The sequence below is a fragment of the Pseudomonas sp. S4_EA_1b genome, from assembly GCF_016307435.1.
GTDB classification, from domain to species: domain Bacteria; phylum Pseudomonadota; class Gammaproteobacteria; order Pseudomonadales; family Pseudomonadaceae; genus Aquipseudomonas; species Aquipseudomonas rhodesiae.
Map to the genome: position 1 here is coordinate 1 of NZ_JAEILC010000124.1, position 19466 is coordinate 19466.

The window sequence follows — 19466 nt, forward strand, 5'->3', positions numbered from 1 at the left end:
AAGCAATTGGGGTTTTGTTTTGCGCGCTCGAAAAGCCATGAGCATTTCCCTTGTAGATCGCAGTGCTAAATTTTTCCCTTTCTATGCAATCACCTTGCGCATGGCTATCATGCGTGCCTCATTGTGAGGCGATACTTGCATGTTGACGTTGTTGAAGCTTCTTAAAGATGGTCGATTTCATTCGGGCGAGGATCTCGGCACGGCCCTGGGGGTGAGTCGAAGTGCGGTGTGGAAACAGCTTCAGAATCTAGAGGTGGAGTTGAATCTACCTATACACAAGGTTCGAGGGCGAGGGTATAAGTTGGCGGTGCCGCTGTACCTGCTTGATGCTGAAGACATTGTTAAGCGTGCACCGCTCTTGGCCTGGCCTATCCATATATCAGAATCTATTGACTCAACTAACGCTGAAGCTCTTCGCTTGATTGCGGCTGGCCATTCAGCGCCTTTTCTGGTGCTCGCAGAGCGGCAATCGGCGGGGAGAGGCCGGCGGGGGCGCAAATGGGTGAGTCCGTTCGCACAAAATATCTATTACAGCCTAGTGCTGCGTATGGAGGGTGGACTGCGTCAATTAGAGGGGCTTAGCCTCGCGGTTGGCTTGGCTGTCATGCAGGCTTTGCGTGATTTTGGCGTGGATAGGGCTGGTTTGAAGTGGCCGAACGACGTTCTGGTGGACGGAAAGAAGATTGCTGGCATTTTACTGGAGCTGGTGGGAGATCCCGCGGATATCTGTCATGTAGTCTTGGGTATTGGCATCAATGTCAATATGCAAGACGTGACAGGTGTCGACCAGCAATGGACGTCCGTGCAGTTGGAGGCAGGGGGGGCTGTCAATCGTAATATTCTTATTGCTCAGCTTGGGATGCAGCTACAGCGCTACCTTAAATCCCACCAAGAATTTGGTTTTGTGGCTTTGCAGGAGGAATGGGAGCTGAATCATCTTTGGCAGGGGCGCTCGGTCACTCTCGTTGCGGGTGTCAACCAAATTCACGGGCATGTGCTGGGTATCGATAGTCAAGGGGCCTTGCGCTTGAGCGTGGCTGGCGTCGAAAAAACCTACAGTGGTGGTGAGCTAAGCCTGAGGTTGCGTGATGATTCTTGAGCTGGACTGTGGGAATAGCTTCATCAAATGGCGTGTTCTCGAGCCTATAAGTATATCAACCTACGCTGAGGGGGTGGTCGGATCGGACACGGCTCTAATTGAAGGTCTGGCAGCGGTTCCTGGTTTGATTCTGACGCATTGCCGACTAGTAAGTGTCCGTGCCGTAGAGGAGACCGATAAGCTCATCGATTCTCTCAAGCATGCCTTTGGCGTTACTGTCTCGGTGGCGGCGTCTGCGCGAGAAATGGCTGGAGTGCAAAATGGTTATGAGGAGTTCGAGCGTCTTGGCCTCGACCGTTGGTTGGCAATGCTGGGGGCATTCAAGTTAGCATCTCGAGCTTGCCTTGTGCTCGACTTCGGCACGGCGGCGACAGCAGATTACATTTCCAAGGGGGGCGAGCACATAGGAGGCTTTATCTGTCCCGGGATGCCGCTGATGCGGAATCAATTACGCACTCATACGCGCAAGATACGTTATGACGATATTGCTGCTGAGCGAGCTCACGAAAGCCTCTCGCCAGGGCGTACAACCGCGGAGGCTGTGGAGCGTGGTTGTACATTGATGTTGAGAGGATTCGTGTCGACGCAGCTGGAGCTAGCTCGCAGCTACTGGGGAGACGAATTCACTGTGTTTCTCACGGGGGGCGATGCAGAGTTAGTTGCTGACGCTGTCCCTGGCGCTCGGCTTGTACCAGACTTGGTTTTCGTTGGTTTGGCGATGGCGTGTCCCTTGCCTTAAGGTGTCCTGTCTATGCGTTGGCTTTTTCTGCTTCTGCTTGTTCTGAATGTCTTCTATTACATCTGGCATCAGCAAGAGGCGCCGTTGCGCGCCAAGGATGTTACGCCTCTTAATCTATATCGTGGCTCAGCCCAGGATATTCGACTGCTCAGCGAGTCCTCTGACGCGGCCGTTCGCCGGAATCCGGCCAGGGAGCCTGAGGCGCAGGATGCCTGTTTGTATATCGGTGGATTTGCTGATCAGCGCCAAGCACTGGCGTTGGAGCAGCGCCTCACTAGTTTAGATATAAAGGTCCGGGTACAGTCGTTGAAGGGGGCGGATGCCTCCCGCTACTGGCTAAGAATTGCCCCTGAAAGCCGGCGCCTGGCTGATGATCTGCCATTTGAAAACCTTGCTAGGGAATTCAATGAGTTAAAACATAAAATAATGTTGTGCGAAGGCGTTGCAACTGCCCAATAGTTTGAATAGAATGGCGCCCGCTTCGCAGTGAAGACTTTTAAGGTTTGCGGTGTGAAGCGGAGGTCGACGCTGCTAACCTCATATTTTTAAATGAGAAAGTTGTTGACAGAAGGCTGGCATGATGTAGAATGCCGGCTCGCTTAGGAGGGGTTCCCGAGCGGCCAAAGGGATCAGACTGTAAATCTGACGTCTACGACTTCGAAGGTTCGAATCCTTCCCCCTCCACCATTTTTAGCGTGAGCTGCAGGCTCCGCGGGTATAGTTTAGTGGTAGAACCTCAGCCTTCCAAGCTGATGATGCGGGTTCGATTCCCGCTACCCGCTCCATGTTTGTAGGTCGTGCAAAGTGTTTTGCTCTTGTAGCTCAGTTGGTAGAGCACACCCTTGGTAAGGGTGAGGTCAGCGGTTCAAATCCGCTCAAGAGCTCCATATAACAAGGCAGATATGAAAATATCTGCCTTTGTTTTAACGGCTGCCCTGATTTGCTGGTGTTTGCTTGGCTGTTTTGCCGGGTGTTTCCAGGTTTGGTAGGGTTGGTTGTTGTAAAGTCTTTTTCAGGCCTGCATAATGGTCGGCCTGATTTTGTTTTAGGTCAGTAGCTCAATTGGCAGAGCGACGGTCTCCAAAACCGTAGGTTGGGGGTTCGATTCCCTCCTGACCTGCCAGATTCACGTGGTGTGTCTGGCTTTCTTTTCACAGGATCTTCATAGATGACTCCTAAGGCTGAAGCTCAAAGCTCTCGTTTCGATCTAGTCAAGTGGCTCGCTGTAGTTGCTTTGGTGGTCGTAGGCGTTGTTGGCAATCAGTACTATTCTGCTTCGCCGATCCTGTATCGAGTTCTTGCATTGCTCGCTCTTGCTGCTGTTGCTGCCTTTGTGGGTTTGCAGACTGCAAAGGGTAAGTCGTTTGCAGTCCTGGTGAAGGAAGCTCGCACCGAAATTCGTAAAGTCGTTTGGCCGACTCGCCAAGAAACCACGCAGACCACGCTGATTGTTGTGGCTGTCGTTCTCGTTATGGCGTTGCTGTTGTGGGGTCTTGATTCCCTGCTCGGTTGGCTTGTTTCCTTGATTGTTGGCTAAGGGTGTCCCGTGGCTAAGCGTTGGTACGTTGTGCATGCTTACTCGGGTTACGAGAAGCATGTTATGCGCTCTTTGCTGGAGCGCGTAAAGCTTGCAGGCATGGAAGATGGCTTCGGCGAAATTCTGGTTCCCACTGAAGAAGTGGTTGAAATGCGGAATGGTCAGAAGCGTAAAAGCGAACGCAAGTTCTTCCCTGGCTATGTGCTGGTTCAGATGGACATGAATGAGGGTACTTGGCATTTGGTCAAGGATACTCCTCGTGTCATGGGTTTTATCGGCGGTACTGCTGATAAGCCTGCGCCTATTACTGATAAAGAGGCAGAAGCGATTCTGCGTCGTGTTGCTGATGGTAGCGACAAGCCTAAGCCAAAGACGTTGTTCGAGCCGGGTGAGGTTGTTCGTGTCACTGATGGTCCGTTTGCTGATTTTAACGGTACTGTCGAAGAGGTTAACTACGAAAAGAGCCGGATCCAGGTGGCGGTGCTCATTTTCGGTCGCTCTACCCCGGTAGAGCTGGAGTTCAGTCAGGTCGAGAAGGTCTAGCTGAGCAAGAATCCCAACCCCGCAGTCTTAGGCTGTGGGGTTTTGTCGTCACTGGGATAAACGCGCAAGTAACCGGGGAGCCTTTCGAGGCGTCTGAACCCGTAATTGGAGTGCCTCATGGCCAAGAAGATTACCGCTTACATCAAGCTACAAGTAAAGGCCGCTCAGGCCAATCCTAGTCCACCTGTCGGCCCTGCTCTGGGTCAGCACGGCGTGAACATCATGGAATTCTGCAAGGCTTTCAACGCCCGTACTCAGGGTCTTGAACCAGGTCTGCCGACTCCAGTGATCATTACTGTGTACAGCGACCGTAGCTTCACTTTTGAAACCAAGTCGACTCCGGCTTCGGTTCTGCTGAAGAAAGCTGCTGGCCTGACCAGCGGCTCCGCTCGTCCTAACACTGTTAAGGTTGGCACCGTCACTCGTGCTCAGCTGGAAGAGATCGCGAAAACCAAAAACGCTGATCTGACCGCAGCTGATATGGATGCAGCCGTGCGTACCATCGCCGGTTCTGCTCGTAGCATGGGCCTTAACGTGGAGGGTGTGTAATGGCTAAGCTGACCAAGCGCCAAAAGGCTATCGCCGGCAAAATCGAAGCAGGCAAGTCCTACAACTTTGTAGACGCCGCCGCTCTGCTGACCGAGCTGTCGACTGTCAAGTTCAGCGAGTCCGTTGACGTTGCTGTGAATCTCGGCGTTGACCCACGTAAATCCGACCAGGTCGTTCGTAGCGCTACTGTGCTGCCACACGGCACTGGCAAGACTGTACGTGTAGCTGTCTTCACCCAGGGTCCTGCTGCTGAAGCTGCTCTGGCCGCCGGCGCTGATCGCGTTGGCATGGACGACCTGGCTGCCGAAATGAAAGGCGGCGACCTGAACTACGACGTAGTCATCGCTTCTCCTGATGCAATGCGTGTTGTAGGTCAGTTGGGTCAGATTCTGGGTCCACGTGGCCTGATGCCTAACCCAAAAGTCGGCACCGTAACTCCGGATGTAGCTACCGCGGTTAAGAACGCCAAAGCTGGTCAGGTTCGTTATCGCACCGACAAAAACGGCATCATTCACACATCCGTAGGCAAGGTTGGTTTCGACGCCGTCAAGCTGAAGGAAAACGTTGAAGCCCTGATCGCGGATCTGAAGCGTATCAAGCCAGCTTCTTCGAAAGGCATCTATGTCAAGCGCGTTACCCTGAGCACCACTATGGGCCCAGGTCTGGTCATCGACCAAGGTTCGCTGGACGTATAAGACACAAATTGGCGCAAGCAATTGCGCCAATTAAAAAATTGGGGTCCCTGCCTGGCGGGGGCTATCCAAGACCGTAGGCGACGTAAGTCTTAAACCACAAGCCTACGCAGATGGTGCTCCCGGTTCCTTACCGAATCAGACACCAAAACGACATCCGGCTCCGGCCAGATGAAACGGTAACAAGCAGGAGTTAAACCCGTGGCAATTAATCTCGAAGACAAGAAGGCCATCGTCGCTGAAGTCAACGAGGCTGCCAAAGCTGCTCTGTCCGCTGTCGTGGCTGATGCCCGTGGTGTGACAGTAGGCGCTATGACCGGACTCCGTAAAGAGGCTCGTGAAGCTGGCGTATACGTACGTGTTGTACGTAACACACTGCTCAAGCGCGCTGTTGCTGACACTGAATACAGTGTTCTCAACGACGTGTTCACCGGCCCGACCTTGATTGCATTCTCCACCCAACATCCAGGCGCTGCTGCCCGTTTGTTCAAAGAGTTTGCTAAAGGTCAGGATAAGTTCGAGATCAAGGCAGCTGCGTTCGAGGGCAAGTACCTCGCAGCTAACCAAATCGACGTGCTGGCAACTCTGCCGACCCGTGACGAAGCAATCTCCCAGCTGATGAGCGTGATTCAAGGCGCTACCAGCAAATTGGCTCGTACTCTGGCGGCAATTCGCGACCAAAAAGAAGCTGCTGCAGCCTAAGGCTCTTCAACTTCTCGCGTTTTTTGTTTTTTTCGATGGTCGCGTAGGCCGTCCCCAATATCAGGAATTAGATTCATGTCTATCTCTCAGAACGATATCCTTGAAGCAGTTGGCAGCATGTCCGTAATGGAAGTTGTTGAGCTGATCAAAGCTTTCGAAGAAAAATTCGGTGTTACTGCTGCTGCTGCTTCCGCTGGCCCAGCTGCTGCTGCTGCCGTTGTTGAAGAGCAAACCGAATTCAACGTCATGCTGACCGAAGCTGGCGAGAAGAAAGTTAACGTGATCAAGGCAGTACGTGAACTGACCGGTCTGGGCTTGAAAGAAGCCAAGGCTGTAGTTGACGGCGCTCCTGCCATGGTTCTGGAAGCTGTTGCCAAAGACGCAGCTGACAAAGCCAAAGCAACTCTGGAAGAAGCAGGCGCTAAAGTCGAGCTGAAGTAAGCATCGACCTTGCGTCTCCAGCCCAAGCGTTAAGCTGAAGGCTGATGGCTGGTGGCTCTTGCCACCGGCCTTTTTCCGTTCTTGGCTGTCGACTCGGTCGCCGCCATTAACGCGCTGTAGCCACCCGATGCGGTGGTGCAAACCATGGGGTTTGCAAGATTTTCTGGCTGCTCCCGTCGGAGGGGCCAAACAAGCAGGTGACCAAGCTGGGGAACGCTGATGGCTTACTCATATACTGAGAAAAAACGTATCCGCAAGGACTTTAGCAAGTTGCCGGACGTCATGGATGTCCCGTACCTTCTGGCTATCCAGCTGGATTCGTATCGTGAATTCTTGCAGGCGGGAGCGACCAAAGATCAGTTCCGCGACGTGGGCCTGCATGCGGCCTTCAAATCCGTTTTCCCGATCATCAGCTACTCCGGCAATGCTGCGCTGGAGTACGTGGGTTATCGCCTGGGCGAACCGGCATTTGATGTCAAAGAATGTGTGTTGCGTGGCGTTACGTACGCCGTACCTTTGCGGGTAAAAGTCCGTCTGATCATTTTCGACAAAGAATCGTCGAACAAAGCGATCAAGGACATCAAAGAGCAAGAAGTCTACATGGGCGAAATCCCATTGATGACTGAAAACGGTACCTTCGTTATCAACGGTACCGAGCGTGTTATCGTTTCCCAGCTGCACCGTTCCCCGGGCGTGTTCTTCGACCACGACCGCGGCAAGACGCACAGCTCCGGTAAGCTCTTGTACTCCGCGCGGATCATTCCGTACCGTGGTTCGTGGTTGGACTTCGAATTCGACCCTAAAGACTGCGTGTTCGTGCGTATCGACCGTCGTCGTAAATTGCCGGCTTCGGTACTGCTGCGTGCGCTCGGCTACACCACTGAGCAAGTGCTTGATGCTTTCTACACCACCAACGTATTCAGTCTGAAGGATGAAACCCTCAAGCTGGAACTGATCGCGTCGCGTCTGCGTGGTGAAATTGCCGTTCTGGATATCCAGGATGAAAAAGGCAAGGTTATTGTTGAAGCTGGCCGTCGTATCACTGCGCGCCATATCAATCAAATCGAAAAAGCCGGTATTACAGAGCTGGAAGTGCCTCTGGACTACGTCCTGGGTCGCACGACCGCCAAGGTTATCGTTCACCCAGCCACAGGCGAAATCCTGGCCGAGTGCAACACCGAGCTGAACACCGAGATCCTGGCCAAAATCGCCAAGGCTCAGGTCGTTCGCATCGAGACCTTGTATACCAACGATATCGACTGTGGTCCGTTCATCTCCGACACTCTGAAGATCGACTCCACCAGCAACCAATTGGAAGCGCTGGTCGAGATCTATCGCATGATGCGTCCTGGTGAGCCACCAACCAAAGACGCTGCCGAAACCCTGTTCAACAACCTGTTCTTCAGCCCTGAGCGTTACGACCTGTCTGCGGTCGGTCGGATGAAGTTCAACCGTCGTATCGGTCGTACCGAGATCGAAGGTTCGGGCGTGCTGTGCAAGGAAGATATCGTCGCGGTACTGAAGACTCTGGTCGACATCCGTAACGGCAAAGGCATCGTCGATGACATCGACCACCTGGGTAACCGTCGTGTTCGCTGCGTAGGCGAAATGGCCGAGAACCAGTTCCGCGTTGGCCTTGTACGTGTTGAGCGTGCGGTCAAAGAGCGTCTGTCGATGGCTGAAAGCGAAGGCCTGATGCCGCAAGACCTAATCAACGCTAAGCCAGTGGCCGCAGCGGTGAAAGAGTTCTTCGGCTCCAGCCAGCTTTCCCAGTTCATGGACCAGAACAACCCGCTCTCCGAGATCACCCACAAGCGCCGTGTTTCGGCACTGGGCCCGGGCGGTCTGACTCGTGAGCGTGCTGGCTTCGAAGTTCGTGACGTACACCCGACGCACTACGGTCGTGTTTGTCCGATCGAAACGCCGGAAGGTCCGAACATCGGTCTGATCAACTCCTTGGCCGCCTATGCGCGCACCAACCAATATGGTTTCCTCGAGAGCCCGTACCGTGTGGTGAAAGACGCTCTGGTCACCGACGAGATCGTGTTCCTGTCCGCCATCGAAGAAGCTGATCACGTGATCGCTCAGGCTTCGGCCACGATGAACGACAAGAAAGTCCTGATCGATGAGCTGGTAGCTGTTCGTCACTTGAACGAGTTCACCGTCAAGGCGCCGGAAGACGTCACCTTGATGGACGTTTCGCCGAAGCAGGTAGTTTCGGTTGCAGCGTCTCTGATTCCGTTCCTGGAGCACGATGACGCCAACCGCGCATTGATGGGTTCCAACATGCAGCGTCAGGCTGTACCAACCCTGCGCGCTGACAAGCCGCTGGTAGGTACCGGCATGGAGCGCAACGTAGCGCGTGACTCCGGCGTTTGCGTCGTGGCGCGTCGTGGCGGTGTAATCGATTCCGTTGATGCTAGCCGTATTGTGGTTCGTGTTGCCGATGACGAAGTTGAAACTGGCGAAGCCGGTGTCGACATCTACAACCTGACCAAATACACCCGCTCGAACCAGAACACCTGCATCAACCAGCGTCCGCTGGTGAGCAAGGGTGATCGTGTTCAGCGCAGCGACATCATGGCCGACGGCCCGTCCACCGATATGGGTGAACTGGCGCTGGGTCAGAACATGCGCATCGCCTTCATGGCGTGGAACGGCTTCAACTTCGAAGACTCCATCTGCCTGTCCGAGCGTGTTGTTCAAGAAGATCGCTTCACCACGATCCACATTCAGGAACTGACCTGTGTGGCGCGTGACACCAAGCTTGGGCCTGAGGAAATCACTGCAGACATCCCGAACGTGGGTGAGGCTGCACTGAACAAGCTGGACGAAGCCGGTATCGTTTACGTAGGCGCTGAAGTTGGTGCAGGCGACATTCTGGTTGGTAAGGTTACTCCGAAAGGCGAGACCCAACTGACGCCAGAAGAGAAGCTGCTGCGTGCCATCTTCGGTGAAAAAGCCAGCGACGTTAAAGACACTTCCCTGCGCGTGCCTACCGGTACCAAGGGTACTGTCATCGACGTACAGGTCTTCACCCGTGACGGCGTTGAGCGTGATGCTCGTGCTCTGTCCATTGAGAAGACCCAACTCGACGAGATCCGTAAGGATCTGAACGAAGAGTTCCGTATCGTTGAAGGCGCGACCTTCGAACGTCTGCGCTCCGCTTTGGTAGGTCACAAAGCTGAAGGCGGCGCCGGTCTGAAGAAAGGTCAAGACATCACTGATGAAGTCCTCGACGGTCTTGAGCACGGCCAGTGGTTCAAACTGCGCATGGCTGAAGATGCTTTGAACGAGCAGCTCGAGAAGGCCCAGGCCTACATCGTTGATCGCCGCCGTCTGCTTGATGACAAGTTCGAAGATAAGAAGCGCAAACTGCAGCAGGGCGATGACCTAGCTCCAGGTGTGCTGAAAATCGTCAAGGTTTACCTGGCAATCCGTCGTCGCATCCAGCCGGGCGACAAGATGGCCGGTCGTCACGGTAACAAAGGTGTGGTCTCCGTGATCATGCCGGTTGAAGACATGCCGCACGATGCCAATGGCACCCCGGTCGATGTGGTCCTCAACCCGCTGGGCGTACCTTCGCGTATGAACGTTGGTCAGATCCTCGAAACTCACCTGGGCCTCGCGGCTAAAGGTCTGGGCGAGAAGATCAACCGTATGATCGAAGAGCAGCGCAAGGTTGCTGACCTGCGTAAGTTCTTGCACGAGATCTACAACGAGATCGGCGGTCGCAACGAAGAGCTGGACACCTTCTCCGACCAGGAAATCCTGGATCTGGCGAAGAACCTGCGCGGCGGCGTTCCAATGGCTACCCCGGTGTTCGACGGTGCCAAGGAAAGCGAAATCAAGGCCATGCTGAAACTGGCTGACCTGCCGGAAAGTGGCCAGATGCAGCTGTTCGACGGCCGTACCGGTAACAAGTTCGAGCGCCCGGTTACTGTTGGCTACATGTACATGCTGAAGCTGAACCACTTGGTAGACGACAAGATGCACGCCCGTTCTACCGGATCGTACAGCCTCGTTACCCAGCAGCCGCTGGGTGGTAAGGCTCAGTTCGGTGGTCAGCGTTTCGGGGAGATGGAGGTCTGGGCACTGGAAGCATACGGTGCTGCTTATACTCTGCAAGAAATGCTCACAGTGAAGTCGGACGATGTGAACGGTCGGACCAAGATGTACAAAAACATCGTGGACGGCGATCACCGTATGGAGCCGGGCATGCCCGAGTCCTTCAACGTGTTGATCAAAGAAATTCGTTCCCTCGGCATCGATATCGATCTGGAAACCGAATAACACGTGACGCGAATCGAGAGCGTGGCAGTGATGCCCGCTCTCTGCTCCGCCAGGAGGAAAGGCCTTGAAAGACCTACTGAATTTGCTGAAAAACCAGGGTCAAGTCGAAGAGTTCGACGCCATCCGTATTGGATTGGCATCGCCTGAGATGATCCGTTCGTGGTCGTTCGGTGAAGTTAAAAAGCCGGAAACCATCAACTACCGTACGTTCAAACCTGAGCGTGACGGTCTGTTCTGCGCCAAGATCTTTGGCCCGGTAAAAGATTACGAGTGCCTGTGCGGTAAGTACAAGCGCTTGAAGCACCGCGGTGTGATCTGCGAGAAGTGCGGCGTTGAGGTTGCGCTGGCCAAGGTTCGTCGTGAGCGCATGGCGCACATCGAACTGGCTTCGCCGGTTGCCCACATCTGGTTCCTGAAATCGCTGCCCTCCCGTATCGGCTTGCTGATGGACATGACCCTGCGTGATATCGAGCGCGTTCTCTACTTCGAGAGCTATGTCGTTATCGATCCAGGCATGACCACCCTTGAAAAAGGTCAGTTGCTGAACGATGAGCAGTACTTCGAAGCGCTGGAAGAGTTCGGCGATGATTTCGATGCTCGCATGGGTGCCGAAGCTGTACGCGAACTGCTGCACGCTATCGACCTGGAGCACGAGATTGGCCGTCTGCGCGAAGAAATTCCGCAAACCAACTCCGAAACCAAGATCAAGAAGCTGTCCAAGCGTCTGAAGTTGATGGAGGCCTTCCAAGGTTCAGGCAACTTGCCAGAATGGATGGTGTTGACCGTTCTGCCGGTTCTGCCGCCAGACCTGCGTCCGCTGGTACCGTTGGATGGTGGTCGTTTCGCAACGTCCGACCTCAACGACCTGTACCGTCGCGTGATCAACCGTAACAACCGCTTGAAACGCTTGCTCGATTTGTCCGCTCCGGACATCATCGTGCGCAACGAAAAGCGTATGTTGCAGGAAGCTGTCGATGCATTGCTCGACAACGGTCGTCGTGGCCGCGCTATCACCGGTTCGAACAAGCGTCCTCTGAAATCCCTGGCTGACATGATCAAGGGTAAGCAAGGTCGTTTCCGTCAGAACTTGCTCGGTAAGCGTGTTGACTACTCCGGTCGTTCGGTAATTACCGTAGGCCCGACCCTGCGTCTGCACCAGTGCGGTCTGCCTAAGAAAATGGCGCTTGAACTATTCAAGCCGTTCATCTTCGGCAAGCTGGAAATGCGCGGTCTCGCAACCACCATCAAAGCGGCCAAGAAAATGGTCGAGCGCGAACTGCCAGAGGTTTGGGACGTTCTCGCTGAAGTGATTCGCGAACACCCGGTTCTCCTCAACCGTGCACCGACCCTTCACCGTCTGGGTATCCAGGCGTTTGAACCGGTACTGATCGAAGGTAAGGCTATCCAGCTGCACCCCCTGGTCTGTGCTGCGTACAACGCCGACTTCGACGGCGACCAAATGGCCGTGCACGTACCGCTGACCCTGGAAGCCCAGTTGGAAGCGCGTGCGTTGATGATGTCGACCAACAACATTCTGTCGCCAGCCAACGGTGAGCCAATCATCGTTCCGTCGCAGGACGTTGTATTGGGTCTGTACTACATGACGCGTGAAGCGATCAACGCCAAAGGCGAAGGTCGTGTGTTCGCTGACCTGCAGGAAGTTGACCGTGTGTTCCGTGCCGGCGAAGCCGCACTGCACGCCAAGGTTAAAGTGCGGATCAACGAAACCGTCAACGACCGTGATGGCGGCAGCGTGACCAACACCCGTATCGTCGACACCACTGTCGGCCGTGCGCTGTTGTATCAGGTTGTGCCAAAAGGTCTGTCGTACGATGTCGTCAACCTGCCAATGAAGAAAAAGGCGATCTCCAAGCTGATCAACCAGTGCTACCGCGTGGTTGGCTTGAAAGAGACCGTTATCTTCGCTGACCAGTTGATGTACACCGGTTTTGCTTATTCGACCATTTCCGGCGTTTCCATCGGTGTTAACGACTTCGTTATCCCGGATGAAAAAGCCCGCATCATCGGTGCAGCCACCGACGAAGTGAAAGAGATCGAAAGCCAGTACGCGTCCGGCCTGGTAACCCAGGGCGAGAAGTACAACAAGGTGATCGACCTTTGGTCCAAGGCCAACGATGAAGTTTCCAAGGCGATGATGGCCAACCTCTCGAAAGAGAAAGTCATCGACCGTCACGGCGACGAAGTTGACCAGGAGTCCTTCAACTCGATGTACATGATGGCCGACTCGGGCGCACGGGGTTCTGCTGCGCAGATCCGTCAGCTCGCCGGTATGCGTGGTCTGATGGCCAAGCCGGACGGTTCCATCATCGAAACGCCGATTACCGCGAACTTCCGTGAAGGGTTGAGTGTACTTCAATACTTCATCTCCACTCACGGTGCTCGTAAAGGTCTGGCGGATACCGCGTTGAAAACCGCTAACTCCGGTTACCTGACTCGTCGTCTGGTAGACGTTGCACAAGATCTTGTTGTAACCGAGATCGATTGCGGCACCGAGCACGGCCTGCTGATGACTCCGCACATTGAAGGCGGTGACGTTGTAGAACCGTTGGGTGAGCGCGTATTGGGTCGTGTTATTGCCCGTGACGTATTCAAGCCAGGTACCGAGGAAGTTATCGTTCCTGCCGGCACTCTGGTAGATGAGAAGTGGGTTGAGTTCATCGAGCTCAACAGCATCGACGAAGTGATTGTTCGGTCGCCGATCAGCTGCGAAACCCGCTACGGCATTTGCGCCAAGTGCTATGGCCGTGACTTGGCTCGTGGTCACCAGGTGAACATCGGTGAAGCGGTCGGCGTTATCGCTGCCCAGTCCATCGGTGAGCCGGGTACTCAGTTGACCATGCGTACGTTCCACATTGGTGGTGCGGCAAGCCGGACCTCCGCGGCTGACAGTGTTCAGGTGAAGAATGGCGGTACTGTCCGCCTGCACAACCTCAAGCACGTTGAGCGAGTGGATGGTCACCTGGTTGCGGTGTCCCGTTCCGGTGAGCTGGCAATCGCTGATGACTACGGTCGTGAGCGTGAGCGTTACAAGCTGCCGTACGGTGCTGTGATTTCGGTTAAGGAAGGTGACAAGGTCGACGCTGGCGCAATCGTGGCCAAATGGGATCCGCACACTCACCCAATCGTTACCGAAATGAAAGGTACCGTGACCTACGTGGGCATGGAAGAAGGCATCACGATCAAGCGTCAGACTGACGAATTGACCGGTATGACCAACATTGAAGTACTTGACGCGAAAGACCGTCCAGCTGCTGGTAAAGATATCCGTCCAGCCGTGAAGATGGTCGATGACAACGGCAAGGATCTGTTGCTGCCAGGCACTGACGTAATCGCTCAGTATTTCCTGCCAGCAAACGCCCTCGTCGGTGTGGCTGACGGCGCTAAGATCGCGATCGGTGATGTTATCGCGCGTATCCCGCAAGAAACTTCGAAGACTCGCGACATCACCGGTGGTCTGCCGCGTGTTGCCGACTTGTTCGAAGCTCGTCGTCCGAAAGAGGCGTCGATTCTGGCTGAAGTCAGCGGCACCATCGCGTTCGGTAAAGAGACCAAAGGCAAGCGCCGTCTGGTCATTACCCCGAACGACGGTAGTGATCCATATGAGGAGCTGATTCCGAAGTGGCGTCACCTGAACGTGTTCGAAGGCGAGCAGGTAAACCGCGGCGAAGTTATCTCCGACGGTCCAAGCGATCCACATGACATCTTGCGTCTGCTGGGTGTAAGTGCGCTGGCCAAGTACATCGTGAACGAGATCCAGGACGTTTACCGTCTGCAGGGCGTGAAGATCAACGATAAGCACATCGAGACCATCCTGCGTCAGATGCTGCGTAAAGTTGAAATCGCTGAATCCGGCGATTCCAGTTTCATCAAGGGCGACCAGATGGAACTGACTCATGTGCTGGTGGAAAACGAGCGTCTGGCGAACGAAGATAAGTTCGTTTCCAAGTTCACTCGCGTACTGCTGGGTATCACCAAGGCCTCGTTGTCCACTGAGTCGTTTATCTCGGCGGCCTCCTTCCAGGAGACCACCCGCGTACTGACCGAAGCAGCGGTAACCGGCAAGCGCGACTACCTGCGCGGTCTGAAAGAAAACGTGGTTGTGGGTCGTTTGATCCCAGCCGGTACCGGTTTGGCTTATCACAGCGAGCGCAAGCGTCGTCGTGATGCCGACAAGCCGTTGCGCGTAAGCGCCAGTGAAGTGGAAGCTGCACTGACCGAAGCGCTGAACTCAAGCGGTAACTGAGTTCTGCGATAGATGAGTCTAGGCCCTGACAGCTCCGTTCGTCGGATTGAGGCAATTTTGCTTCAGTTCGATGGGTGGGGAGGTCGGGGCCTTGCCTTGACTGGGGGCAAGATCCTCTTTAGACTCTTGTACCCCTAAATTTGGCGGGAATTCGTTCCTGCCATTTTGCTTTTCTTGCAAGACAATAGCGTCGCAAGACAACAGTGGAGCTAGTAGATGGCAACTATCAACCAGCTGGTACGTCAGCCGCGTAAGCGTATCGTCGAGAAATCCGACGTGCCTGCGCTGCAGAACTGCCCGCAACGTCGTGGCGTATGCACTCGTGTGTATACCACTACGCCGAAAAAACCTAACTCGGCACTGCGTAAAGTATGCCGTGTGCGTCTGACCAACGGTTTCGAGGTTTCCTCGTACATCGGCGGTGAAGGCCACAACCTTCAAGAGCACAGCGTGGTACTGATCCGCGGCGGTCGTGTAAAAGACTTGCCAGGTGTTCGTTACCACACCGTACGCGGTTCCTTGGATACTTCCGGCGTTAAGGGTCGTAACCAGGGTCGTTCGAAGTACGGTACCAAGAAGCCTAAGTAGTAGCGGCTTTTTGCAAACCTGAATCATCTTATTTTCTGAGTCGATAAGAGTAAGGTCGGAGGCGTCCCGAAAGGGCACCGATTCCGAGCGAACCTGAAGACCGTTTGAGGGCTTATCCATGCCAAGAAGACGCGTAGCAGCCAAGCGCGAAGTGCTTGACGATCCAAAATACGGAAGCCAAATTCTGGCCAAGTTCATGAACCACGTAATGGAAAGCGGCAAGAAAGCCGTTGCCGAGCGTATCGTTTATGGCGCGCTGGAAAAGGTTAAAGAACGCAAGAACAGCGACCCCCTGGAAATCTTCGAGAAAGCTCTCGACGCCATCGCTCCGCTGGTCGAAGTGAAGTCGCGCCGTGTAGGCGGTGCTACTTACCAGGTTCCGGTTGAAGTTCGTCCGTCCCGTCGTAACGCTCTGGCAATGCGCTGGTTGGTAGACTTCGCCCGTAAGCGTGGCGAGAAGTCTATGGCTCTGCGTTTGGCCGGCGAACTGTTGGACGCTGCTGAAGGTAAAGGTGCTGCTGTTAAGAAGCGTGAAGACGTGCACCGTATGGCTGAAGCCAACAAAGCTTTCTCGCACTACCGCTTCTAATTTTAGCTTCACTAATTTTGCGAGGGCTTTATGGCTCGTACTACTCCGATTAGCCGCTACCGTAACATCGGTATCGTTGCACACGTGGATGCTGGTAAAACCACCACCACTGAGCGCGTACTGTTTTACACCGGCAAAAGTCACAAAATGGGCGAGGTGCATGACGGCGCCGCGACCACAGACTGGATGGTTCAGGAGCAGGAGCGTGGTATTACCATTACTTCTGCTGCTATTACCGCCTTCTGGAAAGGTTCTGAGAAGCAGTACAAAGACGAGCATCGCTTCAACGTAATCGATACCCCGGGCCACGTGGACTTCACCATTGAAGTTGAGCGTTCCCTGCGTGTGCTCGACGGCGCTGTCGTTGTGTTCTGCGGTACTTCGGGTGTTGAGCCTCAGTCGGAAACTGTATGGCGTCAAGCCAACAAATACGGCGTGCCGCGTCTTGTTTACGTAAACAAGATGGACCGTGCTGGTGCCAACTTCCTGCGCGTGATCGGTCAGATCAAGCAGCGTTTGGGTCACACTCCGGTGCCGATCCAGTTGGCTATCGGTTCCGAAGATAACTTCCAGGGTCAGATTGATCTGATCAACATGGAAGCTGTCTACTGGAACGATGCCGACAAGGGTATGGTTCCTGTTCGTAAGCCTATCCCTGCTGAATTGCAGGAACTGGCTGATGAGTGGCGCAACAACATGGTCGAGGCTGCTGCCGAAGCCAGCGAAGAACTGATGAACAAGTACCTCGAAGGTGAAGAACTCACCAACGTGGAAATCAAGGCCGCTCTTCGTCAGCGTACTATCGCTGGTGAGATCGTCTTGGCTGTTTGTGGTTCTTCCTTCAAGAATAAGGGTGTTCCCCTGGTTCTCGACGCCGTTATCGACTTCTTGCCTGCCCCTACTGACATTCCTGCTATCAAGGGTACTAACCCTGATAACGAGGAAGAAGAGATGGAGCGTCACGCTGACGACAGCGAGCCGTTCTCGGCTCTGGCGTTCAAGATCGCTACCGACCCATTCGTGGGTACTTTGACCTTTGTCCGCGTTTACTCGGGCGTGTTGGCGTCCGGCGACGGCGTGATCAACTCGGTTAAAGGCAAGAAAGAGCGTGTGGGCCGTATGGTGCAGATGCACGCAAACGCCCGTGAAGAGATCAAGGAAGTTCGCGCTGGCGACATCGCGGCCCTGATCGGCATGAAGGATGTCACCACTGGTGAAACTTTGTGCGACGCTGCTAAGCCAATCATCCTGGTTCGCATGGACTTCCCGGAGCCGGTTATCTCGGTTGCGGTAGAGCCTAAGACCAAGGATGACCAGGAAAAAATGGGTATCGCTCTGGGCAAGCTTGCTCAGGAAGATCCATCTTTCCGCGTCAAGACTGATGAAGAGACTGGTCAAACGATCATCTCCGGCATGGGCGAGCTGCACCTGGACATCCTGGTAGACCGGATGCGCCGTGAGTTCAACGTCGAAGCCAACATCGGTAAGCCTCAGGTTTCCTATCGTGAGCGCATCACGAAGAACTGTGAAATCGAAGGCAAATTCGTTCGGCAGTCCGGCGGTCGTGGTCAATTCGGTCACTGCTGGATCCGTTTTGCACCTGCTGACGAAGGTCAGGAAGGTCTGCAATTCGTGAACGAAGTAGTAGGTGGTGTTGTTCCTAAGGAATACATCCCTGCTATCCAGAAGGGTATCGAGGAGCAGATGAAGAACGGTGTTGTTGCCGGCTATCCGCTGATCGGCCTGAAAGCAACCGTTTTTGACGGTTCTTACCACGACGTCGACTCCAACGAGATGGCGTTTAAGGTGGCTGCTTCCATGGCAACCAAGCAACTGGCCCAGAAGGGCGGTGGTGAGTTGCTTGAGCCAATCATGGCGGTAGAAGTTGTTACACCTGAAGACTATATGGGTGATGTCATGGGCGACCTTAACCGTCGTCGCGGCATGATCTTGGGTATGGAAGATACGGTTTCCGGCAAAGTGATTCGCGCCGAGGTTCCGTTGGGTGAGATGTTCGGTTATGCGACCGACGTTCGTTCCATGTCTCAGGGTCGCGCAAGCTACTCTATGGAATTCAAAAAATACAACACAGCTCCGGCGCACATCGCTGAAACTGTATCCAAAAAACAAGGCTGATTCAGTCCTTTAGGCAAGGAGTTAATTGTCGTGGCTAAAGAAAAATTTGATCGTTCCCTACCGCACGTAAACGTTGGCACCATCGGCCACGTTGACCACGGTAAAACCACTCTGACCGCTGCTCTGACTCGCGTCTGCTCCGAAGTTTTCGGTTCGGCCGTAGTTGAATTCGACAAGATCGACAGCGCTCCAGAAGAAAAGGCTCGTGGTATTACCATCAACACCGCGCACGTTGAGTACAACTCGACTATTCGTCACTACGCTCACGTTGACTGCCCAGGTCACGCTGACTATGTGAAGAACATGATCACCGGTGCTGCCCAGATGGACGGCGCGATCCTGGTTTGCTCGGCCGCTGATGGTCCGATGCCACAAACCCGTGAGCACATCCTGCTGTCCCGTCAGGTAGGCGTTCCGTACATCGTGGTTTTCCTGAACAAGGCTGACCTGGTAGACGACGCTGAGCTGCTGGAACTGGTTGAGATGGAAGTGCGCGATCTGCTGAGCACTTACGACTTCCCAGGCGACGACACTCCGATCATCATCGGTTCTGCTCGTATGGCTCTGGAAGGCAAAGACGACAACGAAATGGGCACCACTGCCGTTCGTAAGCTGGTTGAAACTCTGGATACCTACATCCCAGAGCCAGTTCGTCTGACCGACAAGCCGTTCCTGATGCCAATCGAAGACGTATTCTCGATCTCCGGTCGTGGTACCGTTGTGACTGGTCGTATCGAGCGCGGTATCGTTCGCGTTCAGGATCCACTGGAAATCGTTGGTCTGCGTGACACCACCGTCACCACCTGCACCGGTGTTGAAATGTTCCGTAAGCTGCTCGACGAAGGTCGTGCTGGCGAGAACTGCGGTGTTCTGCTGCGTGGTACCAAGCGTGACGACGTTGAGCGTGGTCAGGTTCTGGTTAAGCCGGGTTCGGTTAAGCCGCATACCAAGTTCACTGCAGAAGTTTACGTTCTGAGCAAGGAAGAAGGCGGTCGTCACACTCCGTTCTTCAAAGGCTACCGTCCACAGTTCTACTTCCGTACTACTGACGTGACCGGTAACTGCGAATTGCCAGAAGGCGTTGAAATGGTAATGCCAGGCGATAACATTCAGATGACTGTTACCCTGATCAAAACCATCGCAATGGAAGACGGTCTGCGCTTCGCTATCCGTGAAGGCGGCCGTACCGTTGGTGCTGGCGTTGTAGCTAAAATCATCGAGTAAGCTCTTTTAGAGTTTGCTTTGATGCTTTGAAAAAGCCCCCGCTCAGCGGGGGCTTTTTTATGTGCGCCCA

At 54.3% G+C, this 19466-nt stretch carries 15 protein-coding genes and 4 tRNA genes; all 19 read left to right on the forward strand.

Annotated features, from left to right (window positions below):
- The first annotated feature begins 139 nt into the window (after positions 1-139).
- The 19 genes from birA to tuf all read left to right on the forward strand — a co-directional run bounded on the left by birA (position 140) and on the right by tuf (position 19396).
- Complete coding sequence (gene birA, locus YA0848_RS30690) at positions 140-1099, forward strand: bifunctional biotin--[acetyl-CoA-carboxylase] ligase/biotin operon repressor BirA (protein WP_034115260.1); 960 nt, start codon at positions 140-142, stop codon at positions 1097-1099.
- The gene (locus YA0848_RS30695) at positions 1089-1838 is read left to right on the forward strand and encodes a pantothenate kinase (protein ID WP_034101005.1); all 750 of its coding nucleotides are present in this window, start codon (positions 1089-1091) and stop codon (positions 1836-1838) included. Before birA ends, YA0848_RS30695 begins: the two co-directional genes overlap by 11 nt.
- A gap of 12 nt (positions 1839-1850) precedes the next feature.
- Complete coding sequence (locus YA0848_RS30700; RefSeq protein ID WP_034101004.1) at positions 1851-2297, forward strand: hypothetical protein; 447 nt, start codon at positions 1851-1853, stop codon at positions 2295-2297.
- Positions 2298-2440: 143 nt separating this feature from the next.
- A tRNA-Tyr gene (locus YA0848_RS30705) sits at positions 2441-2525 on the forward strand.
- 24 nt (positions 2526-2549) lie between these two features.
- Positions 2550-2623, forward strand: a tRNA-Gly gene (locus YA0848_RS30710).
- A gap of 26 nt (positions 2624-2649) precedes the next feature.
- A tRNA-Thr gene (locus YA0848_RS30715) sits at positions 2650-2725 on the forward strand.
- Positions 2726-2885: 160 nt separating this feature from the next.
- Positions 2886-2961: transfer RNA gene (locus YA0848_RS30720), tRNA-Trp, on the forward strand.
- Between the two features lie 45 nt (positions 2962-3006).
- Complete coding sequence (gene secE / locus YA0848_RS30725; protein WP_003194658.1) at positions 3007-3375, forward strand: preprotein translocase subunit SecE; 369 nt, start codon at positions 3007-3009, stop codon at positions 3373-3375.
- Positions 3376-3384: 9 nt separating this feature from the next.
- Positions 3385-3918, forward strand: coding sequence for a transcription termination/antitermination protein NusG (gene nusG, locus YA0848_RS30730; protein ID WP_003176436.1), 534 nt, complete (start codon positions 3385-3387; stop codon positions 3916-3918).
- A 117-nt stretch (positions 3919-4035) separates the two neighbouring features.
- Positions 4036-4467 carry a 50S ribosomal protein L11 gene (gene rplK, locus YA0848_RS30735; protein WP_003176435.1) on the forward strand — a complete coding sequence of 144 codons (432 nt, stop codon included), beginning with the start codon at positions 4036-4038 and terminating at the stop codon, positions 4465-4467.
- On the forward strand, positions 4467-5162 hold the full coding sequence (gene rplA, locus YA0848_RS30740) for a 50S ribosomal protein L1 (RefSeq protein WP_003176434.1): 696 nt from the start codon (positions 4467-4469) through the stop codon (positions 5160-5162). Before rplK ends, rplA begins: the two co-directional genes overlap by 1 nt.
- 198 nt (positions 5163-5360) lie before the next feature.
- The gene (rplJ, locus tag YA0848_RS30745; RefSeq protein ID WP_034101003.1) at positions 5361-5861 is read left to right on the forward strand and encodes a 50S ribosomal protein L10; all 501 of its coding nucleotides are present in this window, start codon (positions 5361-5363) and stop codon (positions 5859-5861) included.
- Between the two features lie 75 nt (positions 5862-5936).
- Positions 5937-6302, forward strand: coding sequence for a 50S ribosomal protein L7/L12 (gene rplL / locus YA0848_RS30750; RefSeq protein ID WP_034101001.1), 366 nt, complete (start codon positions 5937-5939; stop codon positions 6300-6302).
- Positions 6303-6521: 219 nt separating this feature from the next.
- Positions 6522-10595, forward strand: a complete 4074-nt coding sequence (rpoB, locus tag YA0848_RS30755) for a DNA-directed RNA polymerase subunit beta (RefSeq protein WP_034101000.1) — start codon at positions 6522-6524, stop codon at positions 10593-10595.
- A gap of 64 nt (positions 10596-10659) precedes the next feature.
- A complete protein-coding gene (gene rpoC, locus YA0848_RS30760; RefSeq protein WP_034100999.1) occupies positions 10660-14859 on the forward strand; it encodes a DNA-directed RNA polymerase subunit beta' in 4200 nt (1399 codons plus the stop codon).
- A 216-nt stretch (positions 14860-15075) separates the two neighbouring features.
- Positions 15076-15447, forward strand: coding sequence for a 30S ribosomal protein S12 (gene rpsL / locus YA0848_RS30765; protein ID WP_002555494.1), 372 nt, complete (start codon positions 15076-15078; stop codon positions 15445-15447).
- Positions 15448-15565: 118 nt separating this feature from the next.
- A complete protein-coding gene (gene rpsG / locus YA0848_RS30770) occupies positions 15566-16036 on the forward strand; it encodes a 30S ribosomal protein S7 (RefSeq protein WP_002555493.1) in 471 nt (156 codons plus the stop codon).
- A gap of 30 nt (positions 16037-16066) precedes the next feature.
- On the forward strand, positions 16067-18172 hold the full coding sequence (gene fusA / locus YA0848_RS30775) for an elongation factor G (RefSeq protein ID WP_034100998.1): 2106 nt from the start codon (positions 16067-16069) through the stop codon (positions 18170-18172).
- A 30-nt stretch (positions 18173-18202) separates the two neighbouring features.
- Positions 18203-19396, forward strand: coding sequence for an elongation factor Tu (tuf, locus tag YA0848_RS30780; protein ID WP_008374172.1), 1194 nt, complete (start codon positions 18203-18205; stop codon positions 19394-19396).
- The last annotated feature ends 70 nt before the right edge of the window (positions 19397-19466 follow it).

What these genes read in the sequence shown, in the direction of transcription:
- YA0848_RS30695 (WP_034101005.1), top strand. Translation starts at nt 1,089, where the DNA reads ATGATTCTTGAGCTGGACTGTGGGAATAGCTTCATCAAATGGCGTGTT.
- rpsL (WP_002555494.1), top strand. Translation starts at nt 15,076, where the DNA reads ATGGCAACTATCAACCAGCTGGTACGTCAGCCGCGTAAGCGTATCGTC.
- rpsG (WP_002555493.1), top strand. Translation starts at nt 15,566, where the DNA reads ATGCCAAGAAGACGCGTAGCAGCCAAGCGCGAAGTGCTTGACGATCCA.
- rplL (WP_034101001.1), top strand. Translation starts at nt 5,937, where the DNA reads ATGTCTATCTCTCAGAACGATATCCTTGAAGCAGTTGGCAGCATGTCC.
- rplA (WP_003176434.1), top strand. Translation starts at nt 4,467, where the DNA reads ATGGCTAAGCTGACCAAGCGCCAAAAGGCTATCGCCGGCAAAATCGAA.
- fusA (WP_034100998.1), top strand. Translation starts at nt 16,067, where the DNA reads ATGGCTCGTACTACTCCGATTAGCCGCTACCGTAACATCGGTATCGTT.
- secE (WP_003194658.1), top strand. Translation starts at nt 3,007, where the DNA reads ATGACTCCTAAGGCTGAAGCTCAAAGCTCTCGTTTCGATCTAGTCAAG.
- rpoB (WP_034101000.1), top strand. Translation starts at nt 6,522, where the DNA reads ATGGCTTACTCATATACTGAGAAAAAACGTATCCGCAAGGACTTTAGC.
- rplK (WP_003176435.1), top strand. Translation starts at nt 4,036, where the DNA reads ATGGCCAAGAAGATTACCGCTTACATCAAGCTACAAGTAAAGGCCGCT.
- YA0848_RS30700 (WP_034101004.1), top strand. Translation starts at nt 1,851, where the DNA reads ATGCGTTGGCTTTTTCTGCTTCTGCTTGTTCTGAATGTCTTCTATTAC.
- birA (WP_034115260.1), top strand. Translation starts at nt 140, where the DNA reads ATGTTGACGTTGTTGAAGCTTCTTAAAGATGGTCGATTTCATTCGGGC.